Source organism: Burkholderia sp. ABCPW 14 (genome assembly GCF_001523835.1).
GTDB lineage: Bacteria > Pseudomonadota > Gammaproteobacteria > Burkholderiales > Burkholderiaceae > Burkholderia > Burkholderia mayonis.
In genome coordinates this window covers 1-19,727 of the sequence record NZ_LOVS01000112.1, presented here as the reverse complement: position 1 = coordinate 19,727, position 19,727 = coordinate 1, and the positions used below count along the sequence as shown (strand labels likewise).

General features: G+C 65.9%; 18 protein-coding genes and 1 pseudogene. 11 read left to right on the top strand and 8 right to left on the bottom strand.

Features of this window, described 5'->3' with window-relative positions; translation table 11 throughout:
* Positions 1 to 74: 74 nt before the first annotated feature.
* The 5 genes from WS62_RS38675 to WS62_RS17410 all read right to left on the bottom strand — a co-directional run bounded on the left by WS62_RS38675 (position 75) and on the right by WS62_RS17410 (position 5,712).
* The gene (locus WS62_RS38675) at positions 75 to 647 is read right to left on the bottom strand and encodes an acetyl-CoA carboxylase biotin carboxyl carrier protein subunit (protein ID WP_269435285.1); all 573 of its coding nucleotides are present in this window, start codon (positions 645 to 647) and stop codon (positions 75 to 77) included.
* Positions 648 to 694: 47 nt separating this feature from the next.
* Positions 695 to 2,191 carry an acetyl-CoA carboxylase biotin carboxylase subunit gene (locus tag WS62_RS17425; protein WP_066573113.1) on the bottom strand — a complete coding sequence of 499 codons (1,497 nt, stop codon included), beginning with the start codon at positions 2,189 to 2,191 and terminating at the stop codon, positions 695 to 697.
* Positions 2,188 to 3,414 carry a hydroxymethylglutaryl-CoA reductase gene (locus WS62_RS17420; protein WP_066573110.1) on the bottom strand — a complete coding sequence of 409 codons (1,227 nt, stop codon included), beginning with the start codon at positions 3,412 to 3,414 and terminating at the stop codon, positions 2,188 to 2,190. The genes WS62_RS17425 and WS62_RS17420 overlap by 4 nt, the downstream gene beginning before the upstream one ends.
* 11 nt (positions 3,415 to 3,425) lie before the next feature.
* Positions 3,426 to 4,934: an acyl-CoA carboxylase subunit beta gene (locus tag WS62_RS17415; RefSeq protein ID WP_066573100.1), complete on the bottom strand. Its 1,509-nt coding sequence runs from the start codon at positions 4,932 to 4,934 to the stop codon at positions 3,426 to 3,428.
* Between the two features lie 400 nt (positions 4,935 to 5,334).
* Positions 5,335 to 5,712 carry a MarR family transcriptional regulator gene (locus WS62_RS17410; protein WP_059470039.1) on the bottom strand — a complete coding sequence of 126 codons (378 nt, stop codon included), beginning with the start codon at positions 5,710 to 5,712 and terminating at the stop codon, positions 5,335 to 5,337.
* A 736-nt stretch (positions 5,713 to 6,448) separates the two neighbouring features.
* Here WS62_RS17410 and WS62_RS17405 point away from each other — a divergent pair.
* From WS62_RS17405 to WS62_RS17390, 4 genes are all read left to right on the top strand, one after another.
* Positions 6,449 to 6,799 carry a hypothetical protein gene (locus tag WS62_RS17405; RefSeq protein ID WP_231748328.1) on the top strand — a complete coding sequence of 117 codons (351 nt, stop codon included), beginning with the start codon at positions 6,449 to 6,451 and terminating at the stop codon, positions 6,797 to 6,799.
* A gap of 448 nt (positions 6,800 to 7,247) precedes the next feature.
* Entirely contained in the window at positions 7,248 to 8,255 is a 1,008-nt protein-coding gene (locus tag WS62_RS17400; protein WP_231748327.1) for an EthD domain-containing protein, read from the top strand.
* A gap of 368 nt (positions 8,256 to 8,623) precedes the next feature.
* Positions 8,624 to 10,012, top strand: a complete 1,389-nt coding sequence (locus WS62_RS17395; protein ID WP_066573094.1) for a class II 3-deoxy-7-phosphoheptulonate synthase — start codon at positions 8,624 to 8,626, stop codon at positions 10,010 to 10,012.
* A gap of 107 nt (positions 10,013 to 10,119) precedes the next feature.
* Positions 10,120 to 11,250: an oxidoreductase gene (locus tag WS62_RS17390; RefSeq protein ID WP_066573091.1), complete on the top strand. Its 1,131-nt coding sequence runs from the start codon at positions 10,120 to 10,122 to the stop codon at positions 11,248 to 11,250.
* A 45-nt stretch (positions 11,251 to 11,295) separates the two neighbouring features.
* On the opposite strand, the gene WS62_RS17385 is transcribed toward WS62_RS17390, so the two are convergent.
* Positions 11,296 to 12,315: a zinc-dependent alcohol dehydrogenase family protein gene (locus tag WS62_RS17385; RefSeq protein ID WP_231748326.1), complete on the bottom strand. Its 1,020-nt coding sequence runs from the start codon at positions 12,313 to 12,315 to the stop codon at positions 11,296 to 11,298.
* A gap of 151 nt (positions 12,316 to 12,466) precedes the next feature.
* Here WS62_RS17385 and WS62_RS17380 point away from each other — a divergent pair, with 151 nt between their 5' ends.
* Positions 12,467 to 13,414 carry a LysR family transcriptional regulator gene (locus WS62_RS17380; RefSeq protein WP_231748325.1) on the top strand — a complete coding sequence of 316 codons (948 nt, stop codon included), beginning with the start codon at positions 12,467 to 12,469 and terminating at the stop codon, positions 13,412 to 13,414.
* 324 nt (positions 13,415 to 13,738) lie between these two features.
* On the opposite strand, the gene WS62_RS17375 is transcribed toward WS62_RS17380, so the two are convergent.
* Positions 13,739 to 14,053, bottom strand: coding sequence for a hypothetical protein (locus WS62_RS17375; RefSeq protein ID WP_066573081.1), 315 nt, complete (start codon positions 14,051 to 14,053; stop codon positions 13,739 to 13,741).
* 214 nt (positions 14,054 to 14,267) lie between these two features.
* Here WS62_RS17375 and WS62_RS17370 point away from each other — a divergent pair, with 214 nt between their 5' ends.
* From WS62_RS17370 to WS62_RS17350, 5 genes are all read left to right on the top strand, one after another.
* Positions 14,268 to 15,062 (top strand): heme utilization protein, encoded by a 795-nt coding sequence (locus WS62_RS17370; protein ID WP_066573078.1) that lies wholly within the window; start codon positions 14,268 to 14,270, stop codon positions 15,060 to 15,062.
* Between the two features lie 176 nt (positions 15,063 to 15,238).
* Entirely contained in the window at positions 15,239 to 16,054 is an 816-nt protein-coding gene (locus WS62_RS17365) for a MipA/OmpV family protein (RefSeq protein WP_066573075.1), read from the top strand.
* 136 nt (positions 16,055 to 16,190) lie between these two features.
* Positions 16,191 to 16,463 (top strand): EF-hand domain-containing protein, encoded by a 273-nt coding sequence (locus tag WS62_RS17360; RefSeq protein WP_066573073.1) that lies wholly within the window; start codon positions 16,191 to 16,193, stop codon positions 16,461 to 16,463.
* A 54-nt stretch (positions 16,464 to 16,517) separates the two neighbouring features.
* Positions 16,518 to 17,285: a response regulator gene (locus WS62_RS17355; protein ID WP_066573070.1), complete on the top strand. Its 768-nt coding sequence runs from the start codon at positions 16,518 to 16,520 to the stop codon at positions 17,283 to 17,285.
* Complete coding sequence (locus WS62_RS17350) at positions 17,282 to 18,571, top strand: ATP-binding protein (protein WP_066573067.1); 1,290 nt, start codon at positions 17,282 to 17,284, stop codon at positions 18,569 to 18,571. Before WS62_RS17355 ends, WS62_RS17350 begins: the two co-directional genes overlap by 4 nt.
* A 136-nt stretch (positions 18,572 to 18,707) precedes the next feature.
* Here the strand turns inward: WS62_RS17350 and WS62_RS17345 are convergent, their stop codons facing one another.
* Positions 18,708 to 19,109: a Cro/Cl family transcriptional regulator gene (locus tag WS62_RS17345; protein ID WP_066573064.1), complete on the bottom strand. Its 402-nt coding sequence runs from the start codon at positions 19,107 to 19,109 to the stop codon at positions 18,708 to 18,710.
* 491 nt (positions 19,110 to 19,600) lie between these two features.
* On the opposite strand from WS62_RS17345, the pseudogene WS62_RS38225 reads away from it, so the two are divergent.
* Positions 19,601 to 19,727, top strand: a pseudogene (locus WS62_RS38225) (cellulose synthase); the annotation flags it as partial.

Below are 19,727 nucleotides of genomic sequence, written 5' to 3'. Positions count from 1 at the left end.
TGGTGGAAGGTCAGGAAATCGATTGAAGCGGCCGCGCCGGCATGGCGCACGGTCCGGCCGCTCGGCGAGCGCGGTCAGGCGGGATCGGCGTCCGCCACGCTGACGAGCAACGCGCCCGCCTCGACGTTCTCCGCCGCCGCGACGTGCACGGTCTCGATTCGGCAGCGACGCGGCGCAGTCAGCGTCATCAGCATCTTCATCGCCTCGATGCGGACGACCGGCGCGCCTTCGTCGACGACGTCCGATTCGGCGACCAGGATTTCGGCGACGCGCGCGGGCATCGGCGCGGTGATCGCCGCGTGCGCGGCGCGTCCGCCCCCGCGGCGCGTTCCGTTCGAGCCGCGCGGTGCGCCGCGCGTGCGGATGGTCCGATGAATGCCGGCGTAGTCGAGCGTCATGCCGCCTCGCGCGGCGGGCGTCAGCAGCATAGCGTGATACGCGCCGTCCGCTTCGGCGACGAGCCTGACGACGCCGTCCGGCAGCGATTCGCAGGATATCAGGCGAAGCAGCAGCGCGTGGCCGTCGCCGAACGCCGCGCGATAGACGTCGGGCTCAACGGTCTGGACGTCGATCCGCACGGGCGGTTCGTCTTCCGGCGCGTCGCTCAACGCGCCCGTATAAGCTGTGCGAAGCAGGGGGATGCTCATACGAGCGCTCCTCGTCGTGGTTGACTGGACTCGTCGAACGGGCGCCGTCACGTCAGCCACGAGCGGCGGTCGTTGCGGATCGCCCATGCGGAAGGAACCGACGCACGGTCCGCCGGCTCGCTCGCGCTCGGCGCAAGCGCCGGCGTGCCGACGTGCGCCGCGAGCGCCGCGAGCGCGTGCAGCACGCGCGCCGTGCCGTCCGGCACGCCATGCGCGAACGGGAAATCGCGCGTCACCGAGAGGTCGTAGCGCCCGAGCCGGAAAGGCGGATGATCGATCAGCCAGCGATGGAACGGCAGGTTCGTGCTGAAGCCCGCGATCACGAGTTCGCTCAACGCGTCCTGCGCGCGGCGCAGCGCGATCTCGCGCGTCGCGCCGTCGACAATCAGCTTCAGGCACAGGCTGTCGAAGCGCGTCGATTGCCGTGCGCCGGCATGGACGCCCGAGTCGATGCGAACGCCCGGTCCTTCGGGCACGCGGTAGTGCGAGACTACGCCGCCCGTCGGCAGGAAGTCCGCATGCGCGTCCTCCGCGCACACGCGGAACTCGACCGCGCAGCCGCGAAAGCGCACGTCGTCCTGCGACAGCCCGAGCGGCTCGCCCGCCGCGGCGCGCAGCATCTGCTCGACGATGTCGACGCCGGTGACGGCCTCGCTGACCGGATGCTCGACCTGGATCCGCGCGTTCATCTCAATGAAGTAGAAGCGCTCGTCGCCCTCGACGAGAAATTCGACCGTGCCCGCGCTGTCATAGCCGACCTCGCGCGCGACGGCGAGCGCGGACGCGTGCAGCCGCTCGCGCAACGCGTCCGGCAGCGAGGGGGCTGGCGCCTCCTCGACGATCTTCTGCCGCCGGCGCTGCACGCTGCATTCGCGCGTGCCGAGATGCAGCAGGTTGCCGTGGCGGTCGCCGAGCACCTGCACTTCGATATGGCGAATCCGCTCGCCGAGGAAGCGCTCCAGGTAGATTTCGTCGCTGCCGAACGCGAGCTTGGCTTCGCGGCGAACCTCGGCGAGCGCCGACTCGAACTGCTCGGCGCGCTCGGCGACGCGGATCCCGCGACCGCCGCCGCCGAGCGCCGCCTTGATGAGGATCGGAAAGCCGATTTCGTCCGCGGCGGCGGCCGCTTGCGCGTCGCTCGACACGGCCGCACCCGGCACGACAGGCACCGCCGCCCGCTGCGCGGCGGCGCGCGCCTCGATCTTGTCGCCGGTGCGGCGGATTGCCTCCGCGTGCGGTCCGACGAACACGAGCCGCCGCGCCGCGCACGCGGCCGCGAATTCCGCGTTTTCGGCAAGCGGCCCGTAGCCGGGCGCGAGCGCGTCCGCGCGCACGGCCTGCGCAATCGAAACGACCGTGTCGATCAGCGTCGCCGGATTCCATGCGTCGATGTGAAACGACGAATCGGCCGCGAGCACGAAGCCGGCGTTGCGATCGTCGTCGGTGTAGATCGCGACGGTCTCGATATCGAGCAGCCGGCAGGTGCGGACGAAGCGCAGCGCGATTTCGCCGCGGCAGCACAGCAGCACGCGCTTGATGCTCATGTCGCGCGCTCCGACGACGCGCGCGCCGCTTGCTCGAGACCTCGGCCGAGCACCGTGTGCGCGCGCGTGAATTCGCCCGCGCTCACGGCGCCCGCGACCGACACCTCGCCAGCGAGCGCGACGGCCGCCGCGATTTCCGCGAGCTTGCGCGCGTCGTCCTCGCAGCCGAGCATGCGCAGGCATTCCTGCTGCGCGGGCAGGCGCGTGCCGCCGCCGACGACGCCGACGATCACGTTCGGCAGCGTGACGGCCGCCAGCAGGTCGCCGTTGTCGAGCACGTCGAACGTCGTGCACGCGTTCTTGAACGACACGGTGACGAACGCCGGGTCCTGGCCGCACGCGATGAACAGTGCGGTCAACGCGTTGGCGACGTGAATGTTCGGCGCGGTCGCGCCGCGCTGCGCGAGCAACGTGTTGCACGCCTGCAGGAAGCGGCGCATGCGCGCAGGCGTCGTGCGCAATCGCGCCTCGACCAGCTCGGCCGGAATGCGCGCGCTCGCGGACACGTAGCGGCCCTTCGCCTGATCGGCGACGAAGCGCTTGTCGCCGCCGAGCGTATTCAGGTAGCCCTCGACGAACTGCGGACATTGCTCGGCGATGTATCGGCAGGCCGCCTCGTTCGCCTTCGTCGCCATGTTCAGGCCCATCGCGTTGCCCGTTTCGTACGTGAACGCGAGGCCGACCAGATCGCCTTGCAGCAGCGGCGTGACTTCGAGCAGCCGCGCATGCCGGCTCGTCGCGTTCGCGGCCTCGACGATCCGCGCGATGTGGGCGCGCAGCCACGCGTCGAACGCGCTCGCGTGGCTCGCCGAGCGCAGCACGATCGCCGAGACCTTTGTGAGCGCATCGCCGAGGAAACGGTATGCGGGCCGCTCGCTGTCCGGAAGCGCGTTGTCGAGCAGCGTCGTCGTGCAACCGCCGCTGTCGGAGATGAGACTCATGCCGCGGGAAAAGGATGCGACGAGCGCGCCTTCCGTCGTCGCGAGCGGCACGACGAATTCGCCGCTCGCATGCGCGCCGTTGATCTTGAGCGGCCCCGCGAGTCCGAGCGGGATGCCGACGAAGCCCGTGAAGTTCTCGCACGTGCCTTTGACGGCTTCGGGCAGGACGGGCTCGCCGCCGAGATGCGGGTAGCGCCGGCCCGTCAAATTCTCGACCCAGCGCAAGCGCGCTTCGATCTGGGCCGCGGCGTAGTCGTTTTGCGAATCCCTCGGAATGCCCATTGGCGCGCTCTTTAAAGTTGAATGTTCGAATGGCGGCGGCTCGGCGCGCCCGGAATCTTGTCGCGAAGCAGTGCGAAGGTCGATATCACCGCGTTGCGCAGCTCGGCAGGCTCGACGAGTCCCTCGATATAGGTGCGGCTCGCCGAATAGCGCGCGCTCGCATGCGCGTCGCGATATTCTTCGATCAAGCGGCCGCGATGCTCGGCCGCGTCCGGCGCGTTCTCGAGCGCCTTGCGGAAGATCACGTCGACCGCGGCCTCGGGCCCCATCACCGATATCTCCGCAGACGGAAACGCATAGATCATGTCCGTCGCGGACCGGTTCGCGAGCGTCGGATACGCGCCGCCGTACGCCTTGCGCAAGACCACCGCGACCTTCGGCACGACCGCTTCGCAGTACGCGTGCATCAGCTTCGCGCCCGCGCCGATCACGTTCGAGCGCTCCTGCTGCTTGCCGGGCAGGTAGCCCGGCACGTCGACGAGCGTGAGGATCGGGATGCCGAACGCATCGCAGGTGCGAACGAACCGCGCGGCCTTTTCCGATGCGTCGATGTCGAGGCAGCCGGCAAGCCACGCCGACTGGTTCGCGACGATGCCGACGCTTTGGCCGCCGATGCGAGCAAAGCCCACCACGATGTTGCGCGCATAGAGCCGGTGCACCTCGAGGAACGCCCGGTCGTCGGCGAGCAGCTCGATCACCTGCCGCACGTCGAACGGCTCGGTCTTGCTCACGGGAACGATGTCGGCGATGCCGTCGAGCGCGCGAGGCAGCGTTGCCGGCCCGTGCGTCGGCGGAACGGGCGACGCGTTGTTCTGCGGCAGATACGAAAGCAGTTCGCGCGCGAGCGCGAGCGCCTCGTCGCCGGATTCGGCGAGAAAGTGCGCGAGACCGGTCTCGGCCGCGTGCAGATGGCCGCCGCCGATTTCCTCCTTCGTGACTTCCTCGCCGGTCGCGCGCCGAATCACCGCGGGGCCCGTCAGAAACAGCGCGGACTCCTGATCGACCATCACGATGAAGTCGGTGAGCGCGGGCGTATAGGCCGCGCCGCCGACGCAGTCGCCGAGAATCAGCGACACCTGCGGCACGACGCCCGATGCGCGCACCGTCTTGTAGAACACGTGACTGAACTGGGAGTCGGCGTCGACGCCTTCATGGATGCGCAGGCCTGACGAATGATTGAGCGCGACGACCGGCACGCCGATGCGCAGCGCGAGATCCAGCACCTTGCCGATCTTCAGCGCGTGTACGCGGCTCGAGCTGCCGCCGAGAAAGCCGCCGTCGTGCGCGTAGACGAGGACGGGACGTTGGTCGATCGTGCCATGGCCTGTCGCGATGCCGTCGCCTCGCTGCTTTCGGCGATCCGCGCCGAACCAGGTGCAATCGTGCTCGGCGAGGGCGTCGAGCTCGCGAAACGAGCCCGGGTCCAGCAGTTCCCGAATCCGCCGGATATGAGCTGGGGGCTCTGCCGCTTGCGCTTGCCGTTCGCGGGAACGTTCTTCTACACCGGAAAGATCACTCATCGAATCGCCCTGAACATGGTTCGATGGCGCAATCGCCGTCCTTCGCCCGGTGCAGCAACGAGTCAACGACGATGCTCGCGTAAATGGGAGTCCGGATTGAACACAGGAACAATCCGCTAGCGAGAATAAATCATGAGCGATTTAATCGCAATACACCATAATTTGTTCGCCTAAAAGTGCGTCCAGCGTGGTGACCGGCGCTCGACCGGCTCGCGCGACGAAGCACGAAAACGCGATGCCAAGATCACGCCGGCGAGGCGGCGGACAGTTGGATGGAAGTCGATGAACGGATACGAGCGCCGATGTCGGCGCGGCAGGAGGGGAGAGGCGGGAGAAGAGGGGCGAGAGCGAAGCGGAGCGATTCTGACGAGGCGGAGGCCGGCGCTCAGCGCCGCACCCCTTACTCCTCGGCGGAAGTCGCGATGGTGTTCAGCACCGAATCGACGAGCGCGAGCTGATCGGCGGCGACGCCGTGCAACAGCTTGCCCTTGATGTGCTTGACCATCGTATCGACCTGCTCGCCGACCCGACGACCGGCTTCGGTCAGATACAGCGTCTTCGCGCGGCGGTCCGACGTGTCGTCGCGGCGCACGACGAGTCCGGCTTCCTCGAGCTGATCGAGCAAGCGGACGAGCGAGTGGCCTTCGATGCCGAGATGCTCGGCCAGCGTGCGCTGGCGCAGACCTTCCCCGAGCTTGTAGATGAGCCACAGCGGCGTGGAGGTTGCTTCGGAGAGATTCAGCTTGCTAAGTTCGACGTCCGCGACCTTGCGCCACATGCGCGCTGCTCGCTGGAGGCGCAGGCAGAACGTATCTTCAGCGAGAGAGAGCAAACTGGAAGACATTCAACGTGACCAACTCAAAAATAAACGGTATTCGGCGCGTGCGGGCCGCCGCGAATAGCGGGGGACGCAGTGCGTCGCGCTTGCCGGGCAACGTCCGCGAATGCTGCCGCCCTCGGGCTTTGCAACATGCGCACGGCTTGTAGAACAATCTTTCCAATATAGCATATATGTCGTCGCCATTCGTGTGGGCCCGGTACTGGTAACCACCGAGTTGACGCGTTCTCGGCTTCGCCCAAGCGCTGCTTCACGGATGCGAACGCACACGCCGATCGCGTCGCCCGCGCAAGCCGATCCTGCGACTTTTCCGGGGCGGCGTTTCCCGGCCGCGCGCGCGGTCGAGCCATCCACGAACCCCATGCCGACTACGTCGAACCGTTCGACGGAAAAGCGTCCCATCCGGATACCTCCTCGAGCGCGAAATTGTTTGTCGATTTCCGCTATGTTCGCCACTATACATCTCAAGCGACTAATATCACCACGATGTAAAAGTGGGACTTTGGAGGTGGATTTTGCGTCGAAACGGCGGCTGATGCACCCCTCATTTCCGGGAGAAGAAATGGCACGGTTCCGATACTCGATTGGAGAAACGCGCAGCGATTGGGTTGCGCTGCGCACAGTCGCGCGACACGACGCGCGCAGCGCGATTCGGCCGCCGAAAGACGACGTGTCGATGCATCGCCTCTCCGATCAGGCGGCGCTCGCGTCCGCGTTCTCCAGGCTGTTCTTCATGTTCGCGGCGGAGCACGACACGAGTTCGCTGTTGTCGTTCACGGTCGACTGCCGGCGCACGCCCGAGCCCGGCAGCACGTGCCTGCTTGCGTGGCGAGTGGAGGCGGTCGAACCGCATGCCGGGCTCCGGGGCGACGTCGTACGTTTCAGCGGCAGGGCGTGGCAGCTCGATGGAGCGACCGTGCTGTCCGGAGCCGCGCGAGCGGTCGTCCATCCGGCGAGCCGCGTCGATCAGGACGACGATTCGGAAGACGAAGAAGGGTATCGCCCACGCCCCGCGTCACCGGCTTGAGCGGCTCACGCCGATGCGCGGGACCGCTTGCGCGTCGGTGCATCAGCGGCCCATCAAATTAGATTGCATGCGATCTAATCTCGTGCGATTATTGTTCGCACGGATCGATTTCGCCGGGCAGAGCGAAATGGCCGGCCCTGTCGCTCGGGCCCGTGCCATCGGCGCGAGCCCGGCTCGCCGATCCTTCCGTCGCATCCAGAACCCGAGGGTGTGAGCGAGAGGCCGCATGCGGCCGCCGTTCGGTCGGCGCAGTCGGTCGTGATGCGTGGGCGCACCGCGCTCGCGGCCGGCTCGATTCGCTCAACACGTTGATTAAACGATAAGCAATGCAAAGTTGTTGCGAGACCTCGCCCGTGCGTTCTCGCTGTTTGCCGTGGGTCATGCGGCGCACGGCGGCGGGGTGAGCGTCTGCAATGCGATCATCCATTCCGGAGAGCAGGAGTCCGTCGTGTCCAGTACTTCCGCCGAAAATCAGTTTCGTTCGCCTTATCTGAAAACCTACCGTTCGTACGATGAGCCTTTGACGGTCATCTGCTCGCTGCTGTCCCGCGCGGATAACGCGCCGCTCGACGAGCGCCGCAGAGATCCGAACCTGCTGCTGAACCCCACGGGCGAACTGATCAAGGATCCCGCCGTCGAAACGAGCGCCTTCGAGCGCAACCCGAACCTTGCGTTCGAAAAATGGACCGAATATTGGCGAAAGGTGCACGGACCGCGCTTCGTCTATGCTCAGCCGCCCGAAGCGAACGGCATCCAGCATTTGCTGCGCTATGACCAGATTCACCGGTTGCCAGCCGGCCCATCGAGCGGCGCGCCGCTGCCTTACGAGCCGCCCGTCGACCGTAACGGCAAGCTGTTCGATACCGTGATCGGCCATATTCCCGAATACCGCCGTCCGCAATGGGACGGCATCGCATACCTCGGCTTCGAGAACGTCGAAGGGTTGCAGGCGGTATTCAGTCAGCCGGAAATCGCGGCAAAGGTCTTGCCCGAGGATCAGGCGATTTTCCGCGAGCTGTGTCCGGTGCTCGCTCGGCAGCACATCATCGTGCCGAGCGAAACGCAGCGCGAGTCGTTTTTGCTCGTCAGGGTCGCGGGCCGCAAGGCATCGCTGTCTCGCGCCGATTTCCACGACGCGTGGTTGAACCAGCACGCGAAGCAGGTGCTCGCCCAGCCGGCGACGAGCCGCTATGTCAGGCGCTACGTTCAGTTGCACAACATCGGTCCGACGCAGGAAGGGCAGCCGTTCTTCCATCCGGTCGGGCACACGATCGACGGTGTGTCGATCCTCGCGTTCACGTCGATCAACGATCTCGAGGATTTCCTGCTTGATCCCGGCGTCGTGCGGCTTGCCGAAGAAGAGGCAAAGCTCGTCGCGGACGATGCGAGCGAATACTGGACGGCGCTCGCATACCAGGTGGTCAATCAGATTTTTCCGGAAACGGCGACGCGATGATTGCGGCTGTCCCGCGCGGCGAATGCGGCGCGCGAGTCGTCAGCCAAGCGTTCCAACGCGCATGACGGCGTCGGCGCGCCGACATAATGCGGCCGCGCCGGCGGAGAAAGACGGCGGTCGCAATAAATTAAGTAGGCTGGAGTGAGGCAAGGACCCGCGGGCATGTGCTGCGGGAGATCATCTGCTTTGTCGGAGCCTGACTGTGGATCACTACGATTTCGATGTGTTGATTGGCGCAACGCTTCCCGCGAACCGGACATCTCCCGAGGCGGAGTTGCACGCCGAAGCGGGCCGCCGATCCTTCTCCGGCACGTCGAGCGGCGACCGCGGTTCGCATGTCGAGCCGGCCGGAACGCAAGAGGGCCGCCATGACGCATGCTGACTGGTCCCCGTCCTCCTGGCGCGATCGGCCGATCCACCAGGTGCCGAGCTATCCCGACTCGGCGAAGCTCGCGGCGTCGGAGGAGCAACTGAGGCGGTTGCCGCCGCTCGTGCTCGCATCAGAAATTCGCGATCTCAAGGCGCAACTCGCGGACGTCGCGCGCGGCAAGGCCTTCCTTCTGCAAGGGGGAGATTGCGCAGAGTCGTTCGCCGAGTTTCATCCGAATGCGGTGCGCGATTTGCTCCGCGTGTTCCTGCAGATGTCGACGGTGCTTGCATTCAGCACCGGGCTTCCCGTCGTCAAGGTAGGCCGCATCGCAGGGCAGTTCGCGAAGCCGCGCAGTTCGCCCGACGAAACGGTCGGCGACGTCACGCTGCCGAGCTATCGCGGCGACATCATCAATGGCATCGAATTCACGGCGGCCGCGAGGCGACCGGACCCCGAGCGCGTGCTCAAGGCCTATTCCCAGGCAGCGGCAACGCTCAACCTGCTGCGCGCGTTGAGCCACGGCGGATTCGCCGACATGCGTCAAGTGCAGGAATGGAATGCCGGCTTCGTCGCGTCCGCGCCGCAGGGGCAGCGTTATCGGCAGATCGCGTGCCGCATCGAACAGGCGCTCGTGTTCATGAACGCGTGCCGCGTATCGCCGGAGTCGGTGCGCTCGCTGCGCGAAACCGATCTCTATACGAGCCACGACGCACTGCTCCTGCATTACGAAGAGGCGTTGACTCGACAGGATGCGCTGACGGAGGAATGGTACGACTGCTCCGCGCACATGCTGTGGATCGGCGAGCGCACGCGCGGCGCCGACGACGCGCACATCGAGTTCCTGCGCGGCGTCTCGAATCCGATCGGGCTCAAATGCGGCCCGACGATCGAGCCCGACGATCTGTTGCGGCTGATCGACGCGCTCAACCCGGACAACGAGCCGGGCCGCCTCACGCTGATCGCGAGAATGGGCGCCGAAAAGCTTCCCGAGTTGCTGCCGCGCCTCGTGCGAATGACGAAGAGCGAAGGGCGCGAAGTGATCTGGTCGATCGATCCGATGCACGGCAACACGATCAAGTCGGCATCCGGATACAAGACGCGCCGCTTCGAGAGCATTTTGCTCGAGGTCGAGCGCTTCTTCGATGTCCACGAGGCGGAACGCACGCATGCGGGCGGCCTGCATCTCGAAATGACGGGAACCGACGTGACGGAATGCACGGGCGGCGGGCAGCAGATTCGAGACGATCAGTTGTGCGAACGCTATCACACGCATTGCGATCCGCGCCTGAACGGATCGCAGGCGCTCGAGCTCGCGTTCCTGGTTTCGGAAAAACTGTCGGCCAGGCGCGATCCGCGCGAAAGCCTCCAGCACGACGAAGCCGCGTGATCCGGCTCACCGGTCGCGCGATTGCCTATGCGATCCATCCGCCGTACGCGATGCGCCGGTTCGTCGTGCGTCGCGTGCGCCCAACATAGTCAGCCGGCGAGGACTCCATGTCGACGACAAACATCTCGAATTTCGACATCATTTTTGAACCGGTTTCGCTGGGCGGCCTGCGCGTGCCCAACCGTATCGTCATGGCGCCGATGACCCGGCGGCAATCGCCGAACGGCATTCCCGGCCGCGAAGTCGCACGCTATTACGCGAAGCGCGCCGAAGGCGGCGTCGGCTTCATCATCACCGAAGGAACGTACGTCGATCATCCGGTCGCGAGCGGATTCGCCGACGTGCCGCATTGCTTCGGCCAGCCAGCGCTCGACGGCTGGAAGCGCGTCGTGGAAGGCGTGCACGATGCCGGAAGCGCGATCGCGGCGCAGCTCTGGCACCTCGGCAACGTGCATCGGCGCGGCACGCCGCCTCATCCGGAATGGCCCGGCATCGGGCCCGAGCGCATCGTCGAAGACGGCGTGGTCACGATCGAGAAGATGACGGACGCCGACGCGCGCGATATCGCGGCGTCGTTCGCGCGCGCCGCCTACGATGCGGTCGAGACCGGCTTCGACGCGATCGAGCTGCATGGCGCGCACGGCTATCTGTTCGATCAATTCCTGTGGACGAACATGAATAGGCGCGCCGACGCATACGGCGGCTCGCTCGAGAACCGCCTGCGGCTGTCGACCGAGGTGGCTGCGGCGGTGCGCAAGGCAGTCGGCGCGAGCGTGCCGATCGTCTTCAGATTCTCGCAATGGAAGGTGCAGGACTACACCGCGCGCATCGTCGAATCGTCGGGCGAGCTCAAGACGATGCTCGATGCGCTCGTTGCCGCGGGTGTCGACATCTTCGACGTCAGCACGCGCCGCTTCTGGGAGCCCGCGTTTCCGTCCGAAAGCGACGCCGATCTCGCGTCGCTCGTCCGGAAGCTGTCCGGCAAGCCGGTGATCATGGTCGGTAGCATCGGGATCGACAGCGCATTCTCGGCGGCGCAGGTGCGCGGCGCGGAAGGGCTGTCGGTCGGCGTCGAGAATCTCGATCGTGCGGTGGCGCGAGTCGAGGCGGGCAGGGCGGATTGCATCGCGCTCGGCCGCGCTTTGCTGGCCGACCCGGCGTGGCCCGCGAAAGTGCGGGCGGGCGAGTACGATCGGATCGTCCCGTATCGCAAGGACATGTTCTCGACGTTGACCTGACGACCTGACGGCGCACGCGACGCGCCGCTCAGGCGGCCGCCGACGTCAGCCGCGAACGGAGACGACAATCTTGCCGAATGGCCCCCGGTCGAGGTGCTCGAATGCGGCGCGCACGTCGGAGAACGGATAGACCGAGTCGATGATCGGCTTGATCGCGTGCCGATCGATTGCGCGGACGAGCGCGTCGAATGACTGCCGGCTGCCTACCGAGACACCGTGGATCGACGCGCGCGTCAGCATCAGCGAAATCGCGTCGATGCGCACCGTCGGGCTCGCCAGAAAGCCGACTTGGACGATATGACCATGATCCGCGACCGCGCTGACAGAATGCAACACATTGTCGCCGCCGATGAGCTCGACGATGACGTTCGCACCCCGGCCGGCGGTGAGCTCGAGGACGGCATCCTCCCATTTCGGCGTGCGCGTCGTGTTGATGCCCGCCCATGCGCCGAGCGTGCGCGCACGAGCGAGCTTGTCATCGTGACGGGACAGCACGACGACCTTCGCGTCGAGTGCGCGCGCGATCTGCAGGCCGAAGAGTGCGACGCCGCCGGTACCCTGTACGACGACGGTCTGTCCCGGCGCGAGCTGTCCGCGTTCGACGAGCGCAACCCAAGCGGTCACGCCGGCGACGGGCAACGTCGATGCCTCGGCGTCGGACAGCGACGCGGGCGCGATGACGGCCGCCGATTCGGGCAGCACGACGTATTCGGCGAGCATGCCGGGCAACGGCCCGCCGAGCGAACGTTCCGACGTGCGCATCTCGGGAGGCAGCGTGCCGCCGATCCACGGCGTCCAGAAATTGCCCATCACGCGGTCGCCCGATTTGAAGCGCTCGACGTTTGCGCCCGTCTCGACGACTTCGCCGCACATGTCGGAGACGGGCGTGAAGGGCATCGCAGGCGGTGTCGACATCAACTGACCTTCGATCACGAGCTTGTCTCGATAATTCAATGACACAGCTGCCACGCGCACGAGCAATTCTCCGGCGCCGGGTTTCGGCACGGGTCTTTGCGCCAGTGCGAGGCGGTCAATGCCGAATGCGTCGAGTTCCCAGATCTTCATCGTCTGCGCCATCTGTTGTCCCGCCCGAGAACGAACCCGCGCCATCGCGAATTCCTGTCATTCATTCTACGAGCGCGCGGCGCTCGGCAGTGGCGATATCTGCTCCTCATATCTGCGCCATTTCGTCGCCAATTTCATGAACCGAATCAAAGTGACTCATCTTCAAGCCATGGTGGCGTTCGTGCACGCGGTCGGGGCAGGCAGCTTTACCGCAGCCGCCTGTCGAGTGGGCCTGTCCAAGTCCGCCGTCGGCAAGAACGTCGCACGGCTGGAGCAGCGGCTCGGCGTGCGGCTGCTGGAGCGCACGACGCGCGCGCTGACGCTCACGACGGAAGGCCGCCTGTATTACGAAAGCTGCCTGCGCATTCTTGATCAGCTCGTCCACGTCGAAGCGGTGCTCGCGCAGCGGCGCCATGAGGTTGCGGGACCGCTGCGCGTGAGCTTGTCGACTTCATTCGGCAGGCGCTGGGTGTTGCCGGTCCTGATCGATTTGGCCGAACGGCATCCGTTGCTGCAACTCGACGTGTCGTTCACGGATCGGTTCGTCGATCTGATCGACGAAGGCGTCGACGTGGTCGTGCGGCTCGGCGAGCTTCGCGACAGCGCGAACACGGCTCGTCGCCCGCTCGGGATTCAGCGTTCGGTGTTGTGTGCGTCGCCGGCGTATCTCGCGGTGCGAGGGCGCCCCGCGACGATCGACGAATTGACCGGTCACGATTGCATCGTGTTCGCGCGCGACGGACGGGCGATACCTTGGGTATTTTCCGACGTACGGAACGCGGCGGTGACGGCGGACATCCGGGCGAAGCATTCGATCGGCCAGGGCGATGCGCTGCGCGACGCGGTGTTGTCGGGCAACGGGCTCGCGTACCTGCCGACGTGGCTCGTTGCCGACGATCTGCGCGCGGGCAGGCTCGACATCGTGCTGCCCGATTTCACCGGCGGCTGCATGCCCATTCACGTGCTGTGGCCGGTCGCGCGCGGACCTTCGCCGAAGGTGCAGGCGGTTGTCGAAGAACTGACCGACTATTTCACGCCGACTCCGCCGTGGGACCGGCTTGGGCAAGCCGAGACGACTGACGTCGAACTGCCGGTCTGAAATCTGTGGTTTGCGGGGATGGCGCCGAGGCATCGTCACGGTCATGGACGGCCTGAACAACAACCCAAGAAACGCCCCGCAGTCGGAAAAGATCGAACTGGCGGGGCAGCGTCGATTAGGATTCGCTACCACTCAATGCGAATAGCACACGAGTTCGATAACAGCGCTTTCGTCAACCTCGAATCATGCAGTTGCGCGGACGGATCGCAGATCGCATCGAGGAATATTGTGCAGCCGTATCGTTGCGCGAGCGCGGCAACGTCCGGCGGCGCGGCATGCGGTGCTGCACTGAGGGCGGCCGGGAGGAACGCCGCACGCATGTCTTTAGCGTACGACGACCGGGCCGCGCACCCAATAGCCCGTACGGACCGTGACGACGGGGCCCGCGACCACCGGCCGCACGGGCGCGACATACGCGGGCGTCACCACGACAGCCGACGGCGGGGCGACGACGGGAGGCGGCGCGATCACGGGCGGCACGACGTAGACGGGCACCGCGGGCGCCGCCGCGACGACCGGCACAGCGACCGGCACAGCGACCGGCACCGTGATGCCGACGGCGACACCGGCGAATGAGGAGGGGGCAACCAGCGCGAGCGCGAGGCCGCTTGCGGCGGCAAACGATGCATGCAGTTTCATGGCAGTTCCTTGATCAGAAAGGGATCGGCTGGCCGCGGCCAGGACGACATCGGCAGACTAGAAGCAATACCGATGAAAATCTGTTGGGAAACCATGTCATCTCGTTTCAACGGATTCACGACATTGTCTGACATGAATTGCTAACAGCTTTTTCGGACCGGACTCTCTACATTGCGAGGCATCGAGTCACCCAATCCGTCTCGGGAGAGTCCGCATGAAGAAAATCCATCTGGCCGCCTGCGCATCGCTGCTGATCGCGCTCGGCATCGAGCCGGCCCTCGCCGGCGTATCCGGATACGGTCGCGAGGCGTCGGTCCGGGGCGCATCCTGCGGCGGCGGCAGCTGCACGCACGGTAGCGCGTTCGTCGGCCCGCGCGGCGGCCTGACGACGAATTACGGCACGGTCACGCATACGGGGCCGGGGCAGTTCGCCAATACGGGAACGACCGTCGGTCCGCGCGGCGGCCGCTATGAGCACAGCGGGACGACGAACTGCGGCGGCGGCACTTGCACGCACGACGGCAGCGTGACCACGCCCCACGGGCAGACGATCGACACGGCCGGCAGCGTCACGCGGTCGTCGCCCGGCCACTATTCGTCGACCGAGACGGTCACGGGGGCGAACGGCACCTATACGCATACGGCCAGCACGAATTGCGCTGGCGGCGGGTGTACGCATTCGGCGAGTGCCAGCGGCCCCAATGGCCATTCCGTCAGTTGGACGGACACGGCGACGCGAGTCGCGCCCGGCGTCGTGACGACGACGACCAGCGTGACGGGACCGCGCGGCGGGACAGTGGCGACGGGTGGTGTGGTGGTCGCGGGCGCTCCGCGCGTCGCCGTCGTCGCGCCACCGCCTTCTGTCACCGTCGTGGCGCCCGCCGTGGTCGCGGCACCGGCCACAGTTGCGGTTGTGCCGGCCCCGGCGCCCGCGGTTGTCGTCCGTCCGCGCGTCTGGGTGCCCGAACATTGGGTCGGGGGCGTCTGGGTCACGGGACACTGGTCCTGAGCATCGGATCGGCCGATCCGATCGGCGCGGCAGGCGGACGCGTCCCCCGACCGTCACGACAGCGTCGCGCCGCTTTCTTTCCTACCGCCGGATACGGTGCGCGTCCGAGCCCGGACATGGGGCATGCGCGACACCGCTGGCAATCCATCCGAACGCCTTGCAAGGAATACCATTCGATGTTGACTCGTACGACTCGATTCGACGGGCCGGCGCGCGTCGCCGCGCGTCGCGGCGCCGTCGCGGCCGCGCTCGCGCTTCAGGCCCTCGTCGGCAATACTCACGCATTCGCCCAGTCTTCCGCGACGGGCAGCGTCGGCCTGGACCTGGTCGCGGTGCCGCGCTACGCGGGCGCGAGCAGCTATCGCGTGGTACCACTGCCGGTGGTGGCGTTGGCCGGCCGTTCCGCGTCGAACTGGAGTGTCTTCGCGAGCGGTCTCGAGGCCGGCGCCGCGTGGTCGGTCACGCCGAACCTTTCGATCGGTCCGCTCGTCGGCCTGGGGCTCGGTCGCAAGGAGGACGACGCGGCGGTCCTGAACGGCACCGGCGACATCGCGAACAGCTTTCTCTACGGCGCGTTCGTTCGCTGGCAAGCGGGCCCGGCGAGCGCCAACGTGCGCTTCCTGCAGTCGGCCCATTCAGGCTACGGCAATCACGTAACGTTGGCGCTCGCATACCGGCTCTTCGACGGGCCGCGCGATCGCGTGACCGCGTCGCTGAGCACGGTCTGGGCCAACCGCTCGGCCGCGCAAACCGAATTCGGCATCGACGACGCGCAGGCGGCGGCCAGTGCCGCCCATCTGCCGACTTATACGCCGTCGTCGGGCTTCCAGCGCACGGATCTGCGGGTGTCGCTCGAGCACAGGCTCGACGCGCACTGGTCAGCACGCGCGAGCGTGGGCGTAGGCACGCTCGTGGGCGACGCGGCCGACAGCCCGATCGTCGAGCGGCGGGCAAGCGTGTTCGGCTCGATGGGGGTCGCTTACCGCTTCTGATGGGCTCGTCGCGGCGTACCGTGACATGACTTGACATCGAGTTGTAACAGACCGAAATCGCCACTCACTTTAGCGTTCCGCAATTCGCCACTGGCGAAAAGCGACTTTTTTTGCCATCTTTACCAAGGAGAATAGAATGAACCGTTTTAGTCTGATGCTCGTAGCCGCTCTTGGCGCGTCTTTCGTCCTGGTGTCGAACGCGATAGCGCAGCAGGATGCTGCCATGCAGCAGAAGCTCGAGGCGCGCTTCACGGCGGCTGACGTCGATCACGATGGCAAGCTGACACGCGCGGAAGCGCAGGCCGGCATGCCTCGCGTCGCACAGCATTTCGACCAGATCGACACGGCGCACAAGGGTTACATCACGCTCGCCGATCTCAAGCAGTTCGCCGCGCGCAACCCGCGTTGATCGGGCGTGACGGCGCCCGTTCATCTTTTCAGCACAGGAAATCGCCCGGCCGTGATGCCGAACACCACCGCTCGCCCGAATGACATCCCGCCGGGCCGCATCATCGTCCTGGACGACGAAGCGGAGATCCGAAACATACTGCAGCGCTTTCTGGCGTCGCACGGCTTCGATGTTCGGTCGGCGAAGAATAGCGCCCAGCTCGACGTCTTTCTCGAGCGTGAGCCATACGATCTGCTGATTCTCGACATCATGATGCCCGGCGAGGACGGGCTGGCCGTCTGCCGACGGCTGCGCGCGCAGGGACAAACGATCCCGATCCTCATGCTGACGGCGCGCGGCGATCCGGTCGATCGTGTGGTCGGGCTCGAACTGGGCGCGGACGACTATCTGGCGAAACCGTTCCTGCCGCGCGAGCTGCTGGCTCGCATTCGCGCGATGCTGCGCCGTCAGCAGGTCACGCTGCGTCAGCGCGATCTGCGCGATGGCGTGCTGCAGGAAAGCGGGGGGGCGATACTGCGTTTCGGCGGATATCAACTCGACACCGGACGCCAGGAACTTGGCGGGCCCAGCGGCGTCGCGGTCGAGGTCGGGTCGGCCGAGATGCGTCTTCTGTGCGCGCTCGCGCAAACCCCGAACCGGCCCGTGAGCCGTGCGAACCTGATCGAGCGGGCGCGCGGTCCGAACTACGATGCGAACACGCGCAGCGTCGACGTGCAGGTACTGCGCCTGCGACAGATCATCGAAGCCGACGCGTCGGCGCCGCGCCATATCCGGACGGTATGGGGTATCGGCTACATGCTCGTCGCGGAGCTGGAATCATGAAAGTGCCGTGGCCACGCACGCTGCTCGGGCGCAACCTGCTGTTGCTGGTCTGCATCGTCGTCGCGAGTCATGTGACGACGGCCGTGATCTATTTCCTGCTGATCCAGTTGCCGAGGATCGACGAGATCGCGTCGGTGGTCGCTTCGCAGACGAAAACCGTCGAACGGCTGCTGGCCGCGCGGCCGGAGCCGGAGCGTCGACGCGAAGTCATCGCGATGAACGGCGGTCTGCAGAGCCCGCCCGAGCGGGATCTGACCGCCGTGCCGCGCGGTTACCAGATCCGCCGCTTCGTGACACAGCTCGCCGCGCGGCTGACGCCGGGTACGCTGGTGCTGTGGGAGGGCGGCCCGCAACACCGGTTCTGGGTCAGGCTCGCGATCGACCGCGACACCTACTGGGTCGCGCTGCCCGTCACGACGCATATCGGAAGTGCGCAACCGTGGAGTATCGCGTGCCTGTTGCTGGCGTTCGCGACCTTTCCGGTATTCGGCGCCTGGATGATCCAGCGCGATACGACGGTGCCGCTGCGACGCCTGTCGCGCGCTGCGGCGACGATCGAACGTGGTAAGTGGCCCGACGCCGTGCCCGTTTCGGGGCCCGTCGAGCTGGCGATGGTCGCCGATGCGTTCAACCGGATGGTCGCGTCGCTCGCCGTCATGGAGACGACCCGCGCCGAAATGCTGGCGGGTATCTCGCACGACATCCGCACGCCGCTCACGAAGCTGCGGATGGCGATCGCCGCGCCGGAGGCATTCGATTCGCCGCGAGAGAGCGCCGAGCGCTTCGTCGCGGAGATCGACGCGATCGTCGAGCAGTTCATCGATTTCGCGCGCAGCGGGGACGGCGAAGCGGTGTTGCCGGGCGACCTGAATGCGCTGATCGAGCAGCTCGTCGCGGACTACACCGGCCTCGGATATCGGTTCGGCATGCGGCTCGCGCCGCTGCCGGCGATGCGGTTTCGTCCGGTCGGCATGCAGCGTCTGCTGATGAACCTGATGCACAACGCGGCGATACACGGGCGGGTCGGGCTGTCGGTGCGCACCTCGGTGGAGGGCGGGCGGGTCGTGATCCGCGTCGAGGATGCCGGGCCCGGCGTGCCGGAAGACGCGCTGCCGCTTCTTACGCAACCGTTTCGGCGCGTCGAGCGGCCCGACCGTCCATCGGGCGGCACGGGCCTTGGGCTCGCGATCGCCGAACGCATCGCACGTCAGCACGGCGGCCGGCTCGATCTGTCGCTGCGCGACAGCGGCGGGCTCGCGGCTACGGTGCGTCTGCCCATTGCATGATGCGCGGCGTGCCGCTGCGCCAGCTCGCGCGCCGTCATCGTGATTCGCTCCGTTGCAGCCATCGCAGCCTCCGGCGCCGGACACCCGGCGGCCGAACAGCTTACGCGGCACGAAAGCGGACATTTCAATCTAGCCACTACAATCTAAAAGTTCGATAATTGATAGATTGTAAAAAGGCCGTCCCCTTTTCCATTGTCGTGGCGGCGTTCGCGGTGGTAGGTGTCATAAAATTTGTGACACTCGCGAGCAGAAGAGTGGCAAGACTAACGCCCGCCAGCTTCGGCAAAAAACTTTCCCAAAGCGAATGTTGGCCGGCCTTCTCGGCACGGTCCATATCTGCGGCCATGATGACTGGCAACGGATTTTCCATCCCTAGCACTTCAGCGATTCGCAGACAGGTTTCGTTGTTCATGCTGCTGCGTCCATTTCTCCAATGGCTCGGGACGCTATGCGACCATCCCATGCGCTGAGCCAGTTCTTTATCGTTCTCTACTCCAAGTACCTTTTGCAGTTCGTCCAGATATTTTGCGATCCGCATACGTCTCTCCTTGACGATCTATGGCATGTAGATTAATCTAGGCCATGTAGATTCTAGGCCGTGTAGATCGCAGTCTATCAGGCTGCCCGGAAAGGTAAACCCCGCGCTGACGGGGTCAGATCGCAACCAAGCGGGGGTAGGTCTTGCCGAAATACCAAGTTCATGCCTACACGCAGTGCGGTAACAACCGCGTTGCGGTCATCGATGTGAGCGCTCGGAGTGCCGACGGTGCTCGCGAAAAGGCCCGCGCCGAACTGCTGCGGGCAGGCCGCAAGCCGGATTTTTGCACGCTGGTTCCGGTGGAAGTCTCCCAGTCTCGTAATCCATTCCCCCTGTAGTGCGCCGCGCGACTCTCCGCCCTCGGATAGTGCGGTGTTTTGTGGACGGCTGACATAGCGTCCACCTTTTTGATTAGCGCCTTCGTTGCGCATGTGTCACGAGCCTGAGTGGCTCTAGTCATTACCAATAGCAGTCCTAAAAAGGAGCCGTTTATGAGCAAGCAAAAGTTGACCATTCTCCAAGTAATCGCCCGTAGCGGTATCTCGAAGCGCACCGGCAACCCGTGGGAAATCCACACGGCCCAATGCGTGCTCGAGCAGGAGAACAGCGAGGGTAAGC